This window comes from Desulfosporosinus cupriresistens (genome assembly GCF_001707885.1).
Classification (GTDB): domain Bacteria; phylum Bacillota; class Desulfitobacteriia; order Desulfitobacteriales; family Desulfitobacteriaceae; genus Desulfosporosinus.
Window position 1 is genome coordinate 92499 of sequence record NZ_MASS01000007.1, and the last position, 17104, is coordinate 109602.

Here is a 17104-nt window from a genome sequence, read left to right on the forward strand (position 1 = left end):
AGGGCTAGTTTTTTCCGTTCTACCATACTTCCTTTCCCTTATAAATTCCTTTGAGTGCTCCTGCTAAATAAGTGTGATGTAAAGCACATCATATACTAAAGGATATTCTAAAATTATAACAGGTGTATTTAGGACAGACAATACTTATTTTGTCGTGTATTAAAACACTATCGTCTATATGATCGCATCTAGGCGAAATTATTCGTATAATGGAGCTGAGGAAAATAGCCTATTTGTTTTGATACGGAAAATAGAGGCTGCACTGATGCAGCCTCTATTTTCCTTAGGATTGATAGTTTAAGTTACAATCCGTGAAACCGATTTGATATCACTGCTCTTTTGAGTGAACAAGGAGACAACAATTAGGGTGATAAAGCTTAAGGGGACACCTACAAGCGCTGGGTTACTAAAGGCAAAGGGAGCTACAACACCAACAAGGTGGTAGACATTGCTGTATGTGTCCTGGGAAAATAAAATTATTCCTAAAGAAGTTATCAGTCCTACGATTATTGACCCGATCACTCCTGCTGCAGTTGTTTTTTTCCAGAAAAGTATCATAATAATCGAGGGGAAATTAGCGCAAGCTGCAACAGCGAATGCCCATCCTACAAGAGCAGCGACATTCATATTTTTGAAGAGAATTCCCAAAACCATGGCTATACAGCCTACGACTATTGCGGTGATTTTCCCGGCAAAAACTTTTTTCTTGTCGGTCAATTTCAGATTGAAGAACTTATCCATCAGATCATGGGCAATAGCCCCAGAAGCTGCGACAATTAGACCGCTGACTGTGCCAAGTACGGTAGAAAATGCGATGGCTGAGATCATGGCGAAAATCGCGATGCCAATAGACTTTGACAATAACGGAGCTGCCATATTTTCATTAGTAAGATCAAGAACTCCACCAGTCATGGCTCCCAAACCCATGTAGAGGGTAAGAATATAGAATAAGGCTATAGCTGCGATAGCAACAAGGGTAGATTTCCTGGCAGACGAAGGACTCGGAACAGTATAATAACGAATAAGAATATGAGGCAAGGACACTGTACCTAAAAACAACGCCAGCATTAAGGATACAAAATTAAACCTATCAGCTGATGTTGCACCTTTGGCAGGATCAACTTTGAACTTAAGACCAGGACTTAAGATATCCTTACCAGACATAGGAATCTGATAATAAACTGTTATTAGATTGGTCTCATCTGTAATTGTTTCATGATCCCAACGCACGACTACGCCATTACTAATCTTCGTTGCTAAGGAGAAAGGATTCAAAGAACCCGTTGTTATCGCAGTGTCTTTAGTAGCTTTTTGCCCGTCAATCTCACTCATTGTACCAACCTGAAAAAACTTGTTATTTGCTTTTGGTTCTCCATTGTAAAGCGTGGATCCATTCTCAAGCTGAGTGATTATTTCTGTTTCTTCCAATATATTCTGAGGTGTATTTAGGGTCCATAGGCTCTCAACATTATCTTTGGAGAGCTTTACATAACTCTTGGCCTTAGATTTAATGATCTTTAATACTTTATAGGAAGGATCATCAATTGTCACCATTGTATCACTTATGCTGGTGACTTTTAATTCTTTAAGATTATGATTGGCGATGTCCGCTTTATCCGGCGAAGTTGACAGCCCGCGTGAAAACACTAGGAATACCAAGATTAACGAAAATATAATTAACAAAGCTCCTTTGAAGAATTGGACGTAGGTGGTTGATGCCATACCTGCAGTTGCCACTATCGCAATAACAATAAATCCAACGATTACAACCCCTGCTTCATGAGGTAACCCGAGCAAAGGAGTTACCAATGTTCCCGCACCAACCATTTGAGGTATTAAATAAACCAAGGAAACCAAAAGGGTGCTAACTGCCCCCATAAGCCTTATTCCTTTAGAATTAAATTTGCGATCAAGCGCATCGGTAAAGGTATATCTCCCAAGTTGATTCATAGGTTCCGCTACAATAAACAATGCTACCATCCAACCCGCGAGAAAACCAATGGCATATAAAAACCCATCAAATCCATAAGTAGCTATCATTCCGCAGATGCCAAGAAAAGATGCAGCAGAGAGATAATCGCCAGCAAAGGCAATTCCGTTGATTGACCAGTGAATTGATCTACCGGCGGCATAGTAATCGCTTGCTGACCTTGTTTTGCGAGCAAAATGAAAGGATATGGAGAGAACGGAGATAATAAAACAAATAAGAATGGCGATAGCCCCTGGCGAAGCAGAATAATTCATCCCTTATAACCTCCTTTCAAATTATCGAGAATATCAATTAACTTAACCACTAACCACGATAATTTTTCTGCGCTTGTACAAATATGATTATAATAATGCCTAGAGAGAGGCCGCATTAATGCAACCTCTCTCTTCCTTAGTATTGGCTCATATAGAGAAGTGAGCCAACTTGACCGTGTAATAATTAAGCAGAGTTAAGATCCAATCTGCGAAACCGCCTTAAGATTAGTACTACTCTTTTGGGTGAACAAGGAGATAATAACAAGGGTAATAAAGCTCAACGGAACACCGACAAGTGCTGGATTACTAAAGGAAAAAGGAGCAGTTGCACCTATTAGTTGATAAACATTACTGTATGTGTCCTGGGAAAACAAAATTATTCCTAAAGAAGTTATCAATCCTACTAAGATTGACCCAATCACTCCTGCTGCAGTGGTTTTTTTCCAGAATAGGATCATAATAATCGAGGGGAAGTTAGCGCAAGCTGCAACAGCAAATGCCCATCCTACAAGAACAGTGACATTCATTTTTTTGAAGAGAATTCCTAATGCCATGGCGATACAGCCTACAATTATTGCGGTCATTTTCCCGGCAAAAACCTTTTTCTTGTCGGTCAACTTCATATTGAAGAACCTATCCATAAGATCATGAGCAATAGCCCCAGAAGCTGCGACAATTAGACCGCTGACCGTGCCAAGTACGGTGGAAAACGCAATAGCAGAAATCATGGCGAAAATTGCGACACCAATAGATTTTGCCAATAACGGTGCTGCCATATTGTCATTGGTAAGATCAAGAACCCCACCAGTCATGGCCCCTAAACCCATGTATAAAGTAAGAATATAAAAGATAGCCATGGCCGTGATGGCAACGAGGGTAGATTTTCTAGCAGCCGAAGGACTTGGAACAGTATAATATCGAATCAAAACATGCGGCAAGGATGCTGTACCTAAAAACAACGCAAGCATTAGCGAGACAAAATCAAACCTGTTAGTTGCCGTTGCGCCTTTGGCAGGATCAACTTTGTACTTAAGACCAGGACTCAAGATATCCTTACCAGACGTGGGATTTTGATAATAAACTGTTACTAGATTGTCCCCATCCTTAATTATTTCGTGACCCCAACGAGTTACTGTGCTGTTACTGATTTTAGCGATTAAGGAGAAAGGATTTAAAGAACCTGTTGATACAGCAGTGTTTCCAGTAGGTTTTTGACCGTCAATCTGACTTAATGTACCAACCTGAAAAAACTTGTTACTTTCTTTTGGCTCTCCATTGTAGAGAGTGGATCCATTAGCAAGCTTAGTGATTGTTTCTGTTTCTTCTAAGATATTCTTGGGTGCATTGAGAGTCCACATGCTCTCAATATTATCCTTGGAGAGCTTTACGTAACTCTTAGTCTTAGTCTTAATTAAACTCATTACTTTATAGGAAGGATCCTCGATTTTTACAGTAGTATCACTTATACTGCTGACCTTTAAGACTATAAGATTGTGATAGGCGGTGTCTGTTTTATCCGGTGAAGTTGACAGCCCGCGTGAAAGCACTAGGAATGTTAAAATTAACGAAAAGGTAATCAACAAAGCTCCTTTGAAGAATTGGACATAAGTGGTTGAAGCCATACCTGCAGTTGCCACGATGGCAATAACGATAATTCCAACCATTATCACACCTGCTTCGAAAGGCAAGCCGAGTAAAGGAGTTACCAGTGATCCCGCACCAACCATTTGAGGGATCAAATAAAACATTGAAACCAAGAGTGTGCTACATGCCCCCAAAAGCTTGATTCCTCTAGAATTAAATTTGCTATCAAGTGCATCAGTAAAGGTGTATTTTCCGAGCCGTTTCATAGGCTCTGCTACAATAAACAAGGCCACAATCCAACCTGCGAGATAACCAATGGCATATAAGAAACCATCAAAGCCATACGTGGCGATCATACCGCAGATTCCAAGAAACGATGCAGCAGAAAGATAATCCCCAGCAAAGGCGATTCCATTTATTGACCAGTGAATTGATCCGCCGGCAGCATAATAATCGGTTGCTGACTTTGTTTTGCGAGCAAAATAAAAGGATATGAAGAGAACGGATATGACAAAACAAATGAAAATGGCGACAGCCCCTGGTGAAACACTATAATTCATCCTTTATACCTCCCTTCAATTTATCAAAGAATATCATTATCGTTTACTAACGTCGGTCAATTTTTCGGCGTTGGTACAAATTTGATTGTAGATAATAGCCAGCACAAGTGCTAAAACAATGAGCCCAAAACCATACAGAATAGCTACGTTAAAGCTCCCAACACTAATTCGCATAACTTGACTATCCCATACATTGATATAAATAAATCCCGCGTAAATGACAGTATAGATAATAAACATGACTACTCCTAATCGGGCCTTCTTTTTTTCCAGAGTTTTATTCTCTTTCCATTCGGTTGCTGGTCCATGTGACATATCTTCACCTCCTTTCTAAACTCAATTTCAAGGGTGCAAGGATTATATTTCCCGCTTTTTATGGCGAGAAAGCTATTAAAGTCGTATGGGCCACAACGTTTCTTGAAACTGATTATCCATATCATATTCTGATAACAATGGAATTGCAACGTATTTTCTAAATATTCAAAATTATTAGAAAATATAACGGACCTTAGATAAGGACGTGAAAAGCGGAAAAGACTCCCAGGGGAAGTATCATCTATTGAAAAGCGTCTGGAGATAGGATTGGATGATTGAAATGTAAAGTGTCTCTGGAACGTTCACATTGAACTATAAATATAATTGCGGGTCCAAGGAAGGTTATTGAGTGGGCCCTTGCTGAATAATAACTGGTGCAGATCTATGTTGCCACTATTAAATGAAGCAGCACAGGAATTAAGATAGAGGCGCCACATCCGGATAAAAGTTTCGTCTTTATTCTCCCGAACTAGCGGGAGGGCCTGTTCAAAGTTTTGAGCCCAGTGTTCTAAGGTCCGAGTATAATGATTCCTCAGACTTTCGACATCATAGAGAGAAAATCCATCTTTCTCCATATGTTGGATTAGTTCGGGAACAGATGGAATGTAACCGCCGGGGAAAATATAGGTATTAATCCAAGAGTTTGTTCCGCTACCATCCCTTCCTGTAATACAGTGCAGCAGGGAAATTCCTTGATCATTAAGTAAATGTTGTACTGTGGAAAAGTATTCTTCTAAGTGCTCTTTTCCAACATGCTCGAGCATTCCTACGCTGACCACCCGATCAAATACTTGATCTCTAATTTCACGGTAATCTAGCAAGCGTACATCCACCAGTTCACTTAGGTTTTCACGATCAATTTTAAAGCGTACTCTATCATACTGTTCCTTGCTAAGCGTAATACCCAAAGCTTTAACTCGGTATTCCCGCGCAGCTGTTAGGATTAATTCTCCCCAACCACAACCAATATCCAGCAAGCTCTGCCCTTCATGTAAATTGAGTTTAAGTAGAATATGATCAATTTTGTTTTTTTGCGCTTGAGTTAGGGTATCTTCTGGAGAGCGAAAATACGCACAAGAATAGGTCATTGTTTCATCAAGCCACAATCTGTAAAAATCATTGCCAATGTCATAATGATATTGAACATTTTCCTTGCTTTTTCTAATTCCATTAGAAGAAATAAACTTGGTCATCTTCAAATAAGTGGGGTTTCTGTATAAAAAACTGTCTTTGTTATTAAAAAGGGATTCAACGACATCTCGGACACTTCCCTTAATTTCTAGATTGCCATGCATATAGGCTTCACCGAAAGCCAAGGAAGGATCCCTGACAATCTCCGCTTTAGGTATGGGCTTCCGCATAATAATATGAAATTGCGCGTCTCCTTCACCATACTGCACTACCTCTTCATCCCAGAATTCCACAAGGCAAGGAAGGGAAAATAGGTTCTTAAAAAGGTTTTTATAAAATAGTTTGTCGACATCCATGAAGAATAGCCCACCTTTCGTTAATTTAAATTTTTCTTAGCTGGTAAACATAAAAATAATTTTTAAACATAAGAAAATATTAACCGGATGGCTGTACCATTATGGACTAAAGTTCTACTAAGATATCCAAAAAACCTCCAAATATTCTGACTATTCAAAATTAATTAAATAATAAAAAAATTTAATTAATTTTGAGACACTCACTTCTTCAAGTGGGTGTTCCTTATTCTACTTCGGTAGACTCCCCCACCGAAGTCTCGATGTTCAGCTTTAGCTGAACGAGTTCACTTTACGAAAGACTTCACTGCAAAAGAAGTACACTTAAAACAGCCGCCATTAAAGTGAGCTTCTATAATAGTTTTATACGAGATGTATAAAGAATATTCATAACATTTTGACAAAGTAATGGTATACTATATAATCACAAACGTAGTTTCTCATGTTATCGAAGAAAAGCTGACCTGTGAACTATAATTAAAATTCGAGGGGGAATGGATATGCTGCTTTCTCTAAAACAATTTAAACCATTTGATCAGTTGCCTGAAAATGTTTTATTAGAGTTGAGCAAAACGATTCCAGTTAAGACCTATTCGACAGGTAGTTTTGTATTCATAGAAGGCGAAAAATCACTGGATTCATTATTTTTAGTTCTATCTGGAGTTGTGGAGATCATTACAGGAAACGGAGTGGTAAGACTAAGAAGTCAGGGAGACTTCTTTGGAGAAACAGTGATTCTTACTGGTAAACGATACCCCGCATCTGCAAAGGTAATTGCTGAGTTAACTTGTTACGTGTTGGGAAGAGAAGCCTTTGAGAATCTCTTACACAACTATCAGGAGGTTGCTCGCTATTTTAACCGCGTATTAACGGATCGAATGTGTGGGTTGTACGAAGAAATGCTCCAAGAACAACCTTATGAGTCGTTCGGTTTAGGATTTGAACGCTTCAAACAAAAGGTTTATGACATTATGTCCGCTCCTGTAGAAACCTGTCAGCCGCACACTCCGATCAACGACTTAGCTCGTTTATTCACAAAGAAAAAAATCAGTTCTATGGTTGTTACAGATGCCAATGGTAAGATGCTAGGTTTAGTTAGTGAACGGGATATTATTAGTAAAGTACTTGCCCGCGACGGCAACCCTTCGGTAGTTGTCGCTGTTGATATTATGCAACAAGACCCCCCAACGTTGATAGCTAATGCCTTCTTCTACCAAGCACTGCTTACTATGCTGAAAAGCCATGGCAAATATATTGTGGTCACGGATAAAAAACGACCCATTGGCATTGTCACTATTGGAGATTTAACTAGGGCAAGGATTACGAGTTCCTTAACGATTGTTAAAGACATAGAACTTGCCGGAAGTATCCCAGAATTGGCACAAGCTATCAAACAAATTAACAAAACAGTGGCTACGATGATCAGTGAAAAAGCCTCCGCTAGTGAAATCGGGGAAGTGGTATCAGAGTTATATGACATATTAACTCGAAGGTTGCTTTTGCTGGCGGAGAATTTGATGGTTGAAAAGGGTCTTGGTCGGCCGTCGGTTGATTATTGCTGGTTAACCATGGGCAGTGGCGGTCGTGAAGAGCTAACTCCCTCTTCGGACCAAGACAGTGCCATAATATATGCCGATGTTTCACTTGAAGAGGAAGGGAAAATTAAAGACTACTTTCGCGAACTGGCACAATATGTAACAGACGGATTAGACCTTTGTGGTCTAATTAAATGTCCTGGAAATATTATGCCCACAAATCCCGAATGGTGTCTGTCATTAACAACTTGGAAAAGTACGGTACTCCAGTGGGCAAGCACGCCTAATCCCGATGCTGTTCGTCAGTTTACAATTTTTTTGGACTTCAGACCGGTTTTTGGACAAGATTATTTGGCCCAGACATTACGTGATTATACGTTGCATTTGTTTCGAACCACTCCAGCCCTTCTTCATTTCCTTACAAGTGATGCGCTAAGCCATAGGGTACCTCTTAACCTATTCAAACACGTAATATTGGAAAAGAATAAAGACCATAAGAACGAAGTGGATCTAAAAAAATCTGCGTGCGTTCATATTGTGGACTGTATCCGTATTTTTGCTATGCGGGAAAGTATTGTTGAGGTTAATACTTTAGCGCGACTGAAGAAGCTAGTCCAATTTGAAGCCATCTCCGCCGATGATGCCGAGTACTACGAAGCTGCTTTTCAATCCCTTATGATGTTCAGGATGCGAGAAAACCTACGGAAACTGGGTCTAGGGTTCATCCCGGATAACTATATTAACCCAAATAACCTCAGCGAAAGAGAACGCTCTGTTATGCGCGAGAGTTTTTTGGCAGTTGACCGTCTTCAAACCGTAACCGGGTTGGCTTTCCAAGTTTAAGGCCATTTGTAAGGGAGGACTGAGAGATGACCAGTAAGATCAGTATATTCATGAATTTTTATAAATTCTGCTGCACGGTCGATGAGGAGGATTTTTGCCAAAGAGTAACCGCTTTTCGTCTGCGGAAATGGCCTTCCTTACCTTTAGATGGCAGCCGGTTTGTTGTGTTCGATACCGAGACTACTGGGTTTTATCCTCATAAAGGGGATGAAATTATTTCTGTCGGAGGGGTGGTTGTTGACAAGGGCCAGCTTACAGATGAGACGTTTCTCCAATTCATCAATCCTAACCGTGGAATTCCTCCACTTGTAACAGAATTAACCGGTATCACCGATGAAATGGTAGCAACAGCGCCGGATTTTATCGTAGTTTGTAATAAATTCATGGATTTTGTAGGGTCTTCAATGCTTGTTGCTCATTGCGGTGCTTTCGATTTTAGTTTTATTAATGCCCAATTGCAAAAAAACTGTGGAGAAAAGTTATGCCCTTTGGTTTTAGACACCTATTTAATCTCACATCTACTTTTTCCCGACCATAAAACCCATTCTCTCGACGATTTGGCTGAAGCTTATGGGGTGCCCTTAACGGACCGCCACACGGCGCTAGGGGATTCGATCATAACTGGCAGAATTTTTTTGGCAATGGTCGAGGACTTGAAGAAAAAAGGCATTAATACTACAACTGATTTGCTGTACAGTTTTAAATATCAGAAGTTTAGTACGCAGTAATCAGCTTAATTTAGCTCAATAGAGCAGCCATTCCCTCTTATTGGACAATCTTCCATCCTATGTTGATGGGCATATTCTGACACGAAGGCAGTAGGTTATTCCTAGAGAAAATAATTCTTATTTATATAACATCTCATAACATATCTGAATAAATTTATTAATAAAAATAGTTAAAATATTCGTACAAATTTGAATTGTTTGTGTTATTATGTGTTTAAGTCTTTGTGCAGAATTGTTAGTGTGAAGGTTGTTTGTGCGTTTGCGTGTTATATATACAATAACTTCTTAGAGCGAACCATAAACACGGCTGTTTAGAAGTAAAATTTAGATGAAGGGAGGTAGAGTGACGCATAAAATAATTTGTAAAGATAAAGACATATATAATATTACAGGTCAACTATCACAAACTAAGGAGGAAAATCGAAGATGAGTATACAAGAAGTAAAGGTTAATTATAGTGGTGCAGATCCTACGGCTTTTGGTGTTTTGGGTTTGGCGATGATATGTCTCATAGCTTCAACTTCCAAATTAGGTTTTACTGATCATAGTGCAACAGGTTTGCTTGTTGTGTGGGCATGTTTATTGGGTGGTATTGTTCAAATTATGGCTGCAAAAATTGACTTTCAGAAGGGCAACGTTTTGGGTGGCACAGCTCTGGGTGCTTATGGCTTTTTCTGGGTAGGTATGGCCTTTTCATGGTTAACTATGAACGGAGCGTTCGGCCCAGGCATGAAAGCTGCTGTTGACCCTAAAATGTTGGGATTTGTATTTTTGGGTTACCTTATTTTCTCTCTTTTTACAACAGTAGCTGCTTTAGAAGTGAACGTTCCTTTTGTTGTGTTGTTTCTGTTCATTGATGTGCTATTTTTCTCACTTTCGGCAGTTACATTTAATGTAGGTCCTGCTCCTATGTTTACTCAACTAGCTGGTTGGTCTGAATTGATTGTTTCCATCATTGGCTTCTATTATTCAGCGGCCATATTTTATAAGAACTTTTATGGACGTGAAATATTGCCTCTTGGTAGGCCACTTAACGTTATTAAAAAATCTGTACCTGCACCTGCTGTGCCTGATCAACGTCAGAGAGCTAGAGCCTAAGAAATTATATATTAAATTCTACGATGAAAAAGGCTCGAGAAATCTCGGGCCTTTTTTTCTACGTGCAACTAAAGCTGTCGCCTTCGCCGAGGCTTGGCGAAGGCGACAGCTTTAGTTTTCTTTAAATGCTAGAGTATGACGCTGCAGATTAGTCTAGGTATTATCTATTTAAGAAAGCCATTGAGAATGGTATCCTCTGCTTCCTTTTCCGAAAACCCGATTGACATTAATTTAATTAACTGTTCGGACTCGATCCGCCCTATGGCTGCCTCATGTACGAGTTGCGCTTCGCTATGATAGGCTGAAATTTTAGGGGTCGAAAGAACTTGAGCATTATGCATAATTATGGCGTCGCATTGTATATGACCACGGCCTTTATTTCGTCCTACTAAATCGAAATAGAATTCTTGCTTTGAATCGTCCTGGGCAACGGATCGTGAAATAATTTGGGCTGAAGAATCCGCACCTTGTAATTCGACAGTAATATTTGATTCTGCTTCTTGATCCATATAGGTCAAGAGCCGTTCTGTGACCACAAGCTTGGCATTATCCATAAGTCGGATCTCAGTATCCCTTTTAGTGCGGTCAATTCCTTTTATTTGAATAAGTTCAAGTTCGACAACAGAGCCTGCCTCTGCCTCAATAATGGTCTTTGGATTTAAAACCCGCTGACCCTGTCCTTCACCTTGTCCATAGTGCTTCTCTACGTACTTAAGTTTGGCACCTTTTCTCACAAAAAAGTTGTGTATTCCGTCGTGTTGTGATGCATGGTCTCCTGAATTATGGATTCCGCAGCCAGCAACGACCAACACGTCTGAGTATTCTCCGATTTCGAAGGTATTATAGACAACATCATTGATGTTCTCCTCAGTTACAATAACCGGAATATGGACACTTTCTCCTTTGGTATAAGGTTTTACAATTACATCAATGCCTGATTTGTCCTCTTTGGTTATGATATCAATATTAGCCGTTGTATTCCGCTGGACCCCTGCTCCATTCTTTCGAATATTGTAAGCTCCTTGGGGTATTTCATGAAGATCGGCCACTTTTTCCAGCATTAATTTATCCAATGCATTCAACATTCTGACCAACCCCTTTCTCACATTTAGTGCTACATGCACAAGCATCAGTATTTAAAATTCCAGCAAGAATTATATCCCTTTCGGATTGCGCGCTGATTGTCCCATTGGACATCAAAATGATTTCATCTGCAAGCTCCATAATACGTTCCTGGTGAGAAATGATAACGATCGTTGTATCATATTTCATATGGATATTTTTAAACGTTTCCGCAAGCTTCTGAAAGCTCCATAAATCAATTCCTGCTTCGGGTTCGTCAAAAACTGCAAGCTTTAGATTCCGTGCAAGCACGGTAGCAATTTCGATCCTTTTCATTTCTCCTCCTGAGAGACTGGTGTCAACATCTCTGTTGAGATAATCTTGGGCACATAAACCTACATCATACAACAAATCGCAAATATTAACTTTTTCAGGATTATACGAGGCAGCCATCTTTAGAAGGTCTTTGACTTTGATTCCTTTAAAACGAGGTGGACTCTGAAAAGCATACCCAATACCCAGACGAGCTCTTTCGGTGATATTCATGGTTGTAATGTCTTGCCCATCGAGTAGAATCTTACCTGTGGTAGTATTATAGACACCCATAATGATTTTGGCCAATGAAGATTTACCTCCGCCATTTGGACCGGTGACAACATATATTTTTTTATCATAGAATTTTAAATTTATATTCTTCAGAATCTCAACGTGGTTATCTCCATCTGTTTCTAGAGATACTCCCTGTATTTCAAGCATGACTATTCCTCCTTAATTGCTTATCCGTTGTCCATGTTCCAGAATATCATAATCCGACAATTTATTGTAGAAGATTTATTAATTATTTTTTTGAGCTTGGAGAATATATTTTTCCAAGCTTGTTTCTTATATACAAAAAGAGTATGGATTCTGGGGTGAAGAGTACCTGAAGTTTATATTATAACCAAATACGATCTCCTTACATATATTGCTTTAGTTAGATTGACGTTCGATAGGGGGGAATTACGTGGGCATTAAAGATACAGGGTGCCTTAATCACGTGCCCTATGGTTATGGAGTTTTACGTTCTTATAATGGCAAATGTCATTATTACCGGGATAATCAACACATCCGCCATAATTTCAAAATGAAGGAATTTAATCCTAAGAGAATCCATCCATATGGTGTCATGGAAAAACTGGTCGATGATTTGCAGAAAATGCGGTATTTATTAGGAGTACCCATTATAGTTACGAGTGGCTATCGCAGAGAATCAAACCCACATGGTGCAGGGCTGGCAGCTGATATTACAGTCCCAAGAAAAAGCTTTATTCAAGTTGCAGAAGCAGCGTATCATGCTGGTTTTCGCAGAATTGAAGTAATGAAACAATACGGAACTTCTTATGGGAACTTAATGAGTGTAGGAGGCCATGTGCACGTGGATGTATATGACGGCAGTGGGAATACCGCTTGGGGAACAGAATATGATTGCCCCTCATGTGATAGAATTCCCTGTTATCCTTGGTACGCTTGGGGAATTCAAAATTCATGGTCCGCAACGAGCCAGCCAAATACGTTTAATCAATTATTACACAACCTGAAGACTAACGCTCATGATACCGGCTATCGCGGATGCTGAGGAGAATAATCAATACACGGGGTGGTTTAAGTGGCGTATTCAATTATTGTTTCCAAAAGCAATAGGCAACTCTACTTGTTAAAGGATGGTAATGTGATTAAAACCTATCCCGTTGGCATAGGAAAGATGCTCACTGCAACACCTACGGGTACGTTTAGAATTATAAATAAGGCCCCCAATCCGGGAGGACCTTTTGGAGTAATGTGGATGGGACTAAGTAAACCCCACTATGGAATTCATGGTACCAATGATCCTCAATCCATTGGTAAACAAGTGTCCAAAGGATGCGTCAGAATGTTCAATTCGGATGTAATAGAACTTTCCAAGATTGTGCCGATTGGAGTAATGGTAACTATAAGAGCATAATCAAATATCCTAACCCGGGATTTAGTTGAAGCCAGCACAAAGTGCTGGCTTCAACTAAAAAAGTTTATTTATTTGGGTATACGATATATAGGCAGGTCACCGAACATTTTCAGGCTTTCTTCTTGGATCCAATCTCCCTGATTAGTTTCCTTTGGAAGCTAAGTTATCCCAGCGGACATGGTCGAGAGGTTTATGAATAAAATGGTTGATTTCCCAACCACACAAAAAAAGATCAAGACTTTGTCCTACGGACAAGCCTTGATCTTTCTTATTTCGTGTTACTTGGCTAGGTCTGGTAATGCTTTCTTAATCATGTCTAGAACCGTTGGATCTACAATTTCTACGTTTTTGGTTGTCGGATTGACCTTAGTAGCGGACTCTGGAACAGCAGTGAAACTGTGGTCAGCAGTCATATGACCGTGAGGATCAGACTTATTATCCCACATTATGGTCTTCACGTCGTAATTTTTCCCCGCATGGCAAGTTACACAAATGTCGTTGGGATTATCTTTCCGTAGTAATCGGCCAGTCGCGTTGGTACCGTGTGGGCCGTGGCAAGTTAAGCAACTATTGATCATACCAGTAGTGTTGTGTTTGCTGAAAGTATAGTCGCGTGTACCATAGTGGTTCGTCGCAATAATAGCACCTGACTTAGGATCTTTCGTTGGATCACTTTTGTGGCACGTTAAGCAAATCTCAGAAGTGGGCGACACCATAGTTGCTTTTTTCTGCTCGTTCGTTGTTGCGGCGACGTGCGCACTACCAGGACCGTGACAACCTTCGCAGGTTATTGTGTAATCAGGTGTTCCACCACCACCCATACCAGGGCTATGACACTTAGCACAGCTGTAATCTCCTGCTGACCAATTCTGGGTTCCAGTGACTAAGCCAGGACTATCGATCTTATACGTGCCGTCAGGGTTTTTGACGAGTTTGCCCACTCGATAGAACTGTTTTGCAAAACCAGCAGTTTTAGGGATTTCAGCCACTACATAGGTATCCATTTCTACCCCAAGGGCTTTGCTTAAATCTATTGTTGTTGACTTTGCATTATCGGCTGCACCGTCATATACGGTAATCGATCCATAGGTCTTATCTAGTTTATAAGCTGATAAAGGTTTAAAGGATTGATAATGGGGCGTTTTGTCGTAGTTTGTTTTCTGATGGCAACCTTGACAGGTTTTTTCACCAACATAGGTGGCAGTCACATTTGCAACCTGGGTTGCTGGAGTCGTTTGAGTTGAAGGTGTTGGAGTAGGTTGCTGAGTACTGCAGCCAGCTACTAACATGATAGTTACTAAAACTATTAGACTTAATACCATAATTCTAAGTCGATTCACTGAAAAAATCCCTCCTTCTCAGGTTCTTTAAACATAAATAGTTTGCCGAAAAAAATTCCTTTTATACTAACGACGAAATGTTATCCTGCCAAAATTTCATAAATTATTTCCTCGTAAATTTACATAATACATAAATTCTAAAGTTTGTAGTTACAATAAGATTGCGTAATGAAGAGTAGTATAAGTCACTAAAAAGGAGTGATGAGGTTGGCTTCAAGCGAGGGAAAACCTGCTAAAGCTAGCAGAACCCAAAAAACTGTCCTTATTGGATTAATAGTAGTTGTAGTGTTGATTATTGGAGCATATGCAGGGATGCACTACACCTCTCGACCACAATTTTGCACTTCTTGTCATGAGATCGCGCCTCGGGTTGCATCGTGGGAAACAGGGCCACACAAAGATGTCGAGTGTCTGAGTTGTCACGCTGCACCTGGTAATGTGGGCTACATAGTAAGGAAATTGAGTAGTTACAAAGAGGTTTATCTGCATTTCACTAATCAGGTCCCTGCTAAACTCGAATGGACGCCACATACGGATGCTTGTTTGTATTGTCATAGTGGTAAAGACAGCGCGTACCCAAAAGCCAAAAACATTACTCTAGCGCCTGGGTCTGCTTCGAATGCGCCACCAATAAGTCATCAACCCATGATTGATGGAAAGGTTAGCTGTATTACCTGTCACGGTAACGTAGGACACACCCCTAAAGCGGGGTCTTGACTCATTTTAGCAAAAAATATTCAGTCGGAAATGATAAAAAATTAAAGGGATAGGATTCATAGGTATTCCTGAATCGTATCCCATATTTCCAGCTTATTGAGAAAAAAGGAAATCCCGTTTAGAAATTAGTCTAAACGGGATTTTTACTTACTATTCATTTACTGCTAATACATTTAATACTTGGGCTAAATTCTCCAGCATCAATAGCCGTTTTCAAATTCTCTGTGATGCTCAGCATCTTTGTCACGCATGTTTTAATGGCTGAAGGCATATCGCGAAATTTTTGATTTTTGTTTTGCTTGTGATAAATGTCCTTGGTTTGTCTCCGTCAATGCTTTCTGCTGCTCAGGTAATTATAAATCTTTGCCAGCTTTTATCCCAGCATGGAAAAACACGATTGTTATTTTGAAAAACCTGTTAATTTGCCAAAGCAAAGGCAATGCAATTCTCTAATATTGGAACTGTAAAAGTTTGTCCATAGGCAACAGGCCGAATGTATTACTAATACTTTCAGCCTGTCTTATTTTCGACACAAACTGGAATTTTCGTTACTGCTTAGGGAGACTAAGTTTCACCCATTTACTGATTTGAGGAAATTTCTCCAAGCGTTGCCTGAACTTCTTTCGTTTGACCATCTCTGATATAGGTAATGGTTATTTTGCCTCCAACATTATATTTGTACAGTTCATGAATAAGGTCTGATGAATTCTGAACTTGAACATTATTTATCTTGGTGATGACATCCCCTTTCACAATTCCAGCTTTAGCTGCGGGGCCATTTTGCGTCACTTCTGAAATATAGGCTCCAAGAGGTTTATTATTGCTTTGCGCGTATAAGTTGTATTGATCGTCTGTACTCACTAAGAGTGCGGGATGTTTGGCGACACCTGAAGTGATCAATTGTTGTATAGTGGGGGTGGCGTCTGAAATAGGAATAGCAAAACCCATTCCTTCAAAGCCCGATTCTGCATATTTTGCCGAGTTGATTCCAATGACTTGTCCTTGATAATCCACGAGTGGCCCGCCACTATTTCCGGGATTTATTGCTGCGTCTGTTTGGATTAAGTTGAAGCTTGCCTCGCCTTGTATGTCAAGTGTGCGATTCGTCGCAGAGATGACACCAGTGGTCACGGAGCGTGCAAATTCTGTACCACCAGGGTTTCCAATAGCAACCACTGATTCACCAACTTCTATTTTTGAAGAATCTCCAAGCTTAACAGCAGTAAGGTTTTTGGTATCAGATATTTGTAATACTGCGAGATCTGTACGTGGATCGGCACCAATTATTTTCGCATCAAGATTACGTCCATCGCTCAAACTGACAGTAACTTTTTTGGCTCCATCGATCACATGATTATTTGTCACGATATAACCTTTTTGAGCATCAATAATAAAACCAGAACCGCTTCCAACTTCTTGAAGCCCTGAATCGCCGAAATAACTTCGGCTCGATTGGAAATTAGAAACGCCAACAACAGCTGGACCGATATCCTTAGCGATTTGCGCAACAGGGAAATTGGTTTGGGTGGTAGTAGGGTTGGTAACCTGGGCTATTGAAGGGGATTTGGATGAAGAATTAGCTGTTTGAATTGAGGAAACTGCGTTTGTCGGAT

Annotated in this window: 14 protein-coding genes; 6 read left to right on the forward strand and 8 right to left on the reverse strand. The window is 40.0% G+C overall.

The window, feature by feature from the left end; all coding sequences use genetic code 11:
- Positions 1 to 297 precede the first annotated feature (297 nt).
- The 4 genes from DSBG_RS04550 to DSBG_RS04565 form a co-directional block, all read right to left on the reverse strand.
- On the reverse strand, positions 298 to 2244 hold the full coding sequence (locus DSBG_RS04550) for a sodium/solute symporter (protein ID WP_068963041.1): 1947 nt from the start codon (positions 2242 to 2244) through the stop codon (positions 298 to 300).
- A gap of 194 nt (positions 2245 to 2438) precedes the next feature.
- Complete coding sequence (locus DSBG_RS04555; RefSeq protein ID WP_068963042.1) at positions 2439 to 4388, reverse strand: sodium/solute symporter; 1950 nt, start codon at positions 4386 to 4388, stop codon at positions 2439 to 2441.
- Positions 4389 to 4424: 36 nt separating this feature from the next.
- Positions 4425 to 4703 (reverse strand): DUF485 domain-containing protein, encoded by a 279-nt coding sequence (locus DSBG_RS04560; protein ID WP_068963043.1) that lies wholly within the window; start codon positions 4701 to 4703, stop codon positions 4425 to 4427.
- A 302-nt stretch (positions 4704 to 5005) separates the two neighbouring features.
- The gene (locus DSBG_RS04565; protein ID WP_068963044.1) at positions 5006 to 6190 is read right to left on the reverse strand and encodes an SAM-dependent methyltransferase; all 1185 of its coding nucleotides are present in this window, start codon (positions 6188 to 6190) and stop codon (positions 5006 to 5008) included.
- 497 nt (positions 6191 to 6687) lie between these two features.
- Between DSBG_RS04565 and DSBG_RS04570 the strand changes: the two genes are divergently transcribed.
- The 3 genes from DSBG_RS04570 (at position 6688) to DSBG_RS04580 (ending at position 10391) form a co-directional block, all read left to right on the forward strand.
- Complete coding sequence (locus DSBG_RS04570; RefSeq protein WP_068963045.1) at positions 6688 to 8565, forward strand: DUF294 nucleotidyltransferase-like domain-containing protein; 1878 nt, start codon at positions 6688 to 6690, stop codon at positions 8563 to 8565.
- Between the two features lie 26 nt (positions 8566 to 8591).
- On the forward strand, positions 8592 to 9293 hold the full coding sequence (locus DSBG_RS04575) for a 3'-5' exonuclease (RefSeq protein ID WP_068963046.1): 702 nt from the start codon (positions 8592 to 8594) through the stop codon (positions 9291 to 9293).
- 426 nt (positions 9294 to 9719) lie between these two features.
- Positions 9720 to 10391 (forward strand): acetate uptake transporter, encoded by a 672-nt coding sequence (locus tag DSBG_RS04580; RefSeq protein WP_068963047.1) that lies wholly within the window; start codon positions 9720 to 9722, stop codon positions 10389 to 10391.
- A gap of 164 nt (positions 10392 to 10555) precedes the next feature.
- Here DSBG_RS04580 and DSBG_RS04585 read toward each other — a convergent pair whose 3' ends face one another.
- Together DSBG_RS04585 and DSBG_RS04590 are read right to left on the reverse strand one after the other, a co-directional pair.
- On the reverse strand, positions 10556 to 11476 hold the full coding sequence (locus DSBG_RS04585) for a SufB/SufD family protein (protein WP_068963048.1): 921 nt from the start codon (positions 11474 to 11476) through the stop codon (positions 10556 to 10558).
- The gene (locus DSBG_RS04590) at positions 11457 to 12209 is read right to left on the reverse strand and encodes an ABC transporter ATP-binding protein (protein WP_068963049.1); all 753 of its coding nucleotides are present in this window, start codon (positions 12207 to 12209) and stop codon (positions 11457 to 11459) included. Before DSBG_RS04590 ends, DSBG_RS04585 begins: the two co-directional genes overlap by 20 nt.
- 247 nt (positions 12210 to 12456) lie before the next feature.
- On the opposite strand from DSBG_RS04590, the gene DSBG_RS04595 reads away from it, so the two are divergent.
- Complete coding sequence (locus tag DSBG_RS04595; RefSeq protein ID WP_068963050.1) at positions 12457 to 13068, forward strand: D-Ala-D-Ala carboxypeptidase family metallohydrolase; 612 nt, start codon at positions 12457 to 12459, stop codon at positions 13066 to 13068.
- Between the two features lie 30 nt (positions 13069 to 13098).
- Positions 13099 to 13434: a L,D-transpeptidase gene (locus DSBG_RS04600; protein ID WP_068963051.1), complete on the forward strand. Its 336-nt coding sequence runs from the start codon at positions 13099 to 13101 to the stop codon at positions 13432 to 13434.
- A 278-nt stretch (positions 13435 to 13712) separates the two neighbouring features.
- Here DSBG_RS04600 and DSBG_RS04605 read toward each other — a convergent pair whose 3' ends face one another.
- Complete coding sequence (locus DSBG_RS04605) at positions 13713 to 14774, reverse strand: cytochrome c3 family protein (RefSeq protein WP_083236727.1); 1062 nt, start codon at positions 14772 to 14774, stop codon at positions 13713 to 13715.
- Positions 14775 to 14975: 201 nt separating this feature from the next.
- On the opposite strand from DSBG_RS04605, the gene DSBG_RS04610 reads away from it, so the two are divergent.
- A complete protein-coding gene (locus DSBG_RS04610; RefSeq protein ID WP_242877406.1) occupies positions 14976 to 15491 on the forward strand; it encodes a cytochrome c3 family protein in 516 nt (171 codons plus the stop codon).
- A 579-nt stretch (positions 15492 to 16070) separates the two neighbouring features.
- Here DSBG_RS04610 and DSBG_RS04615 read toward each other — a convergent pair.
- The coding region (locus DSBG_RS04615) for a S1C family serine protease (RefSeq protein ID WP_068963053.1) at positions 16071 to 17104 on the reverse strand (1034 nt) is incomplete at its 5' end.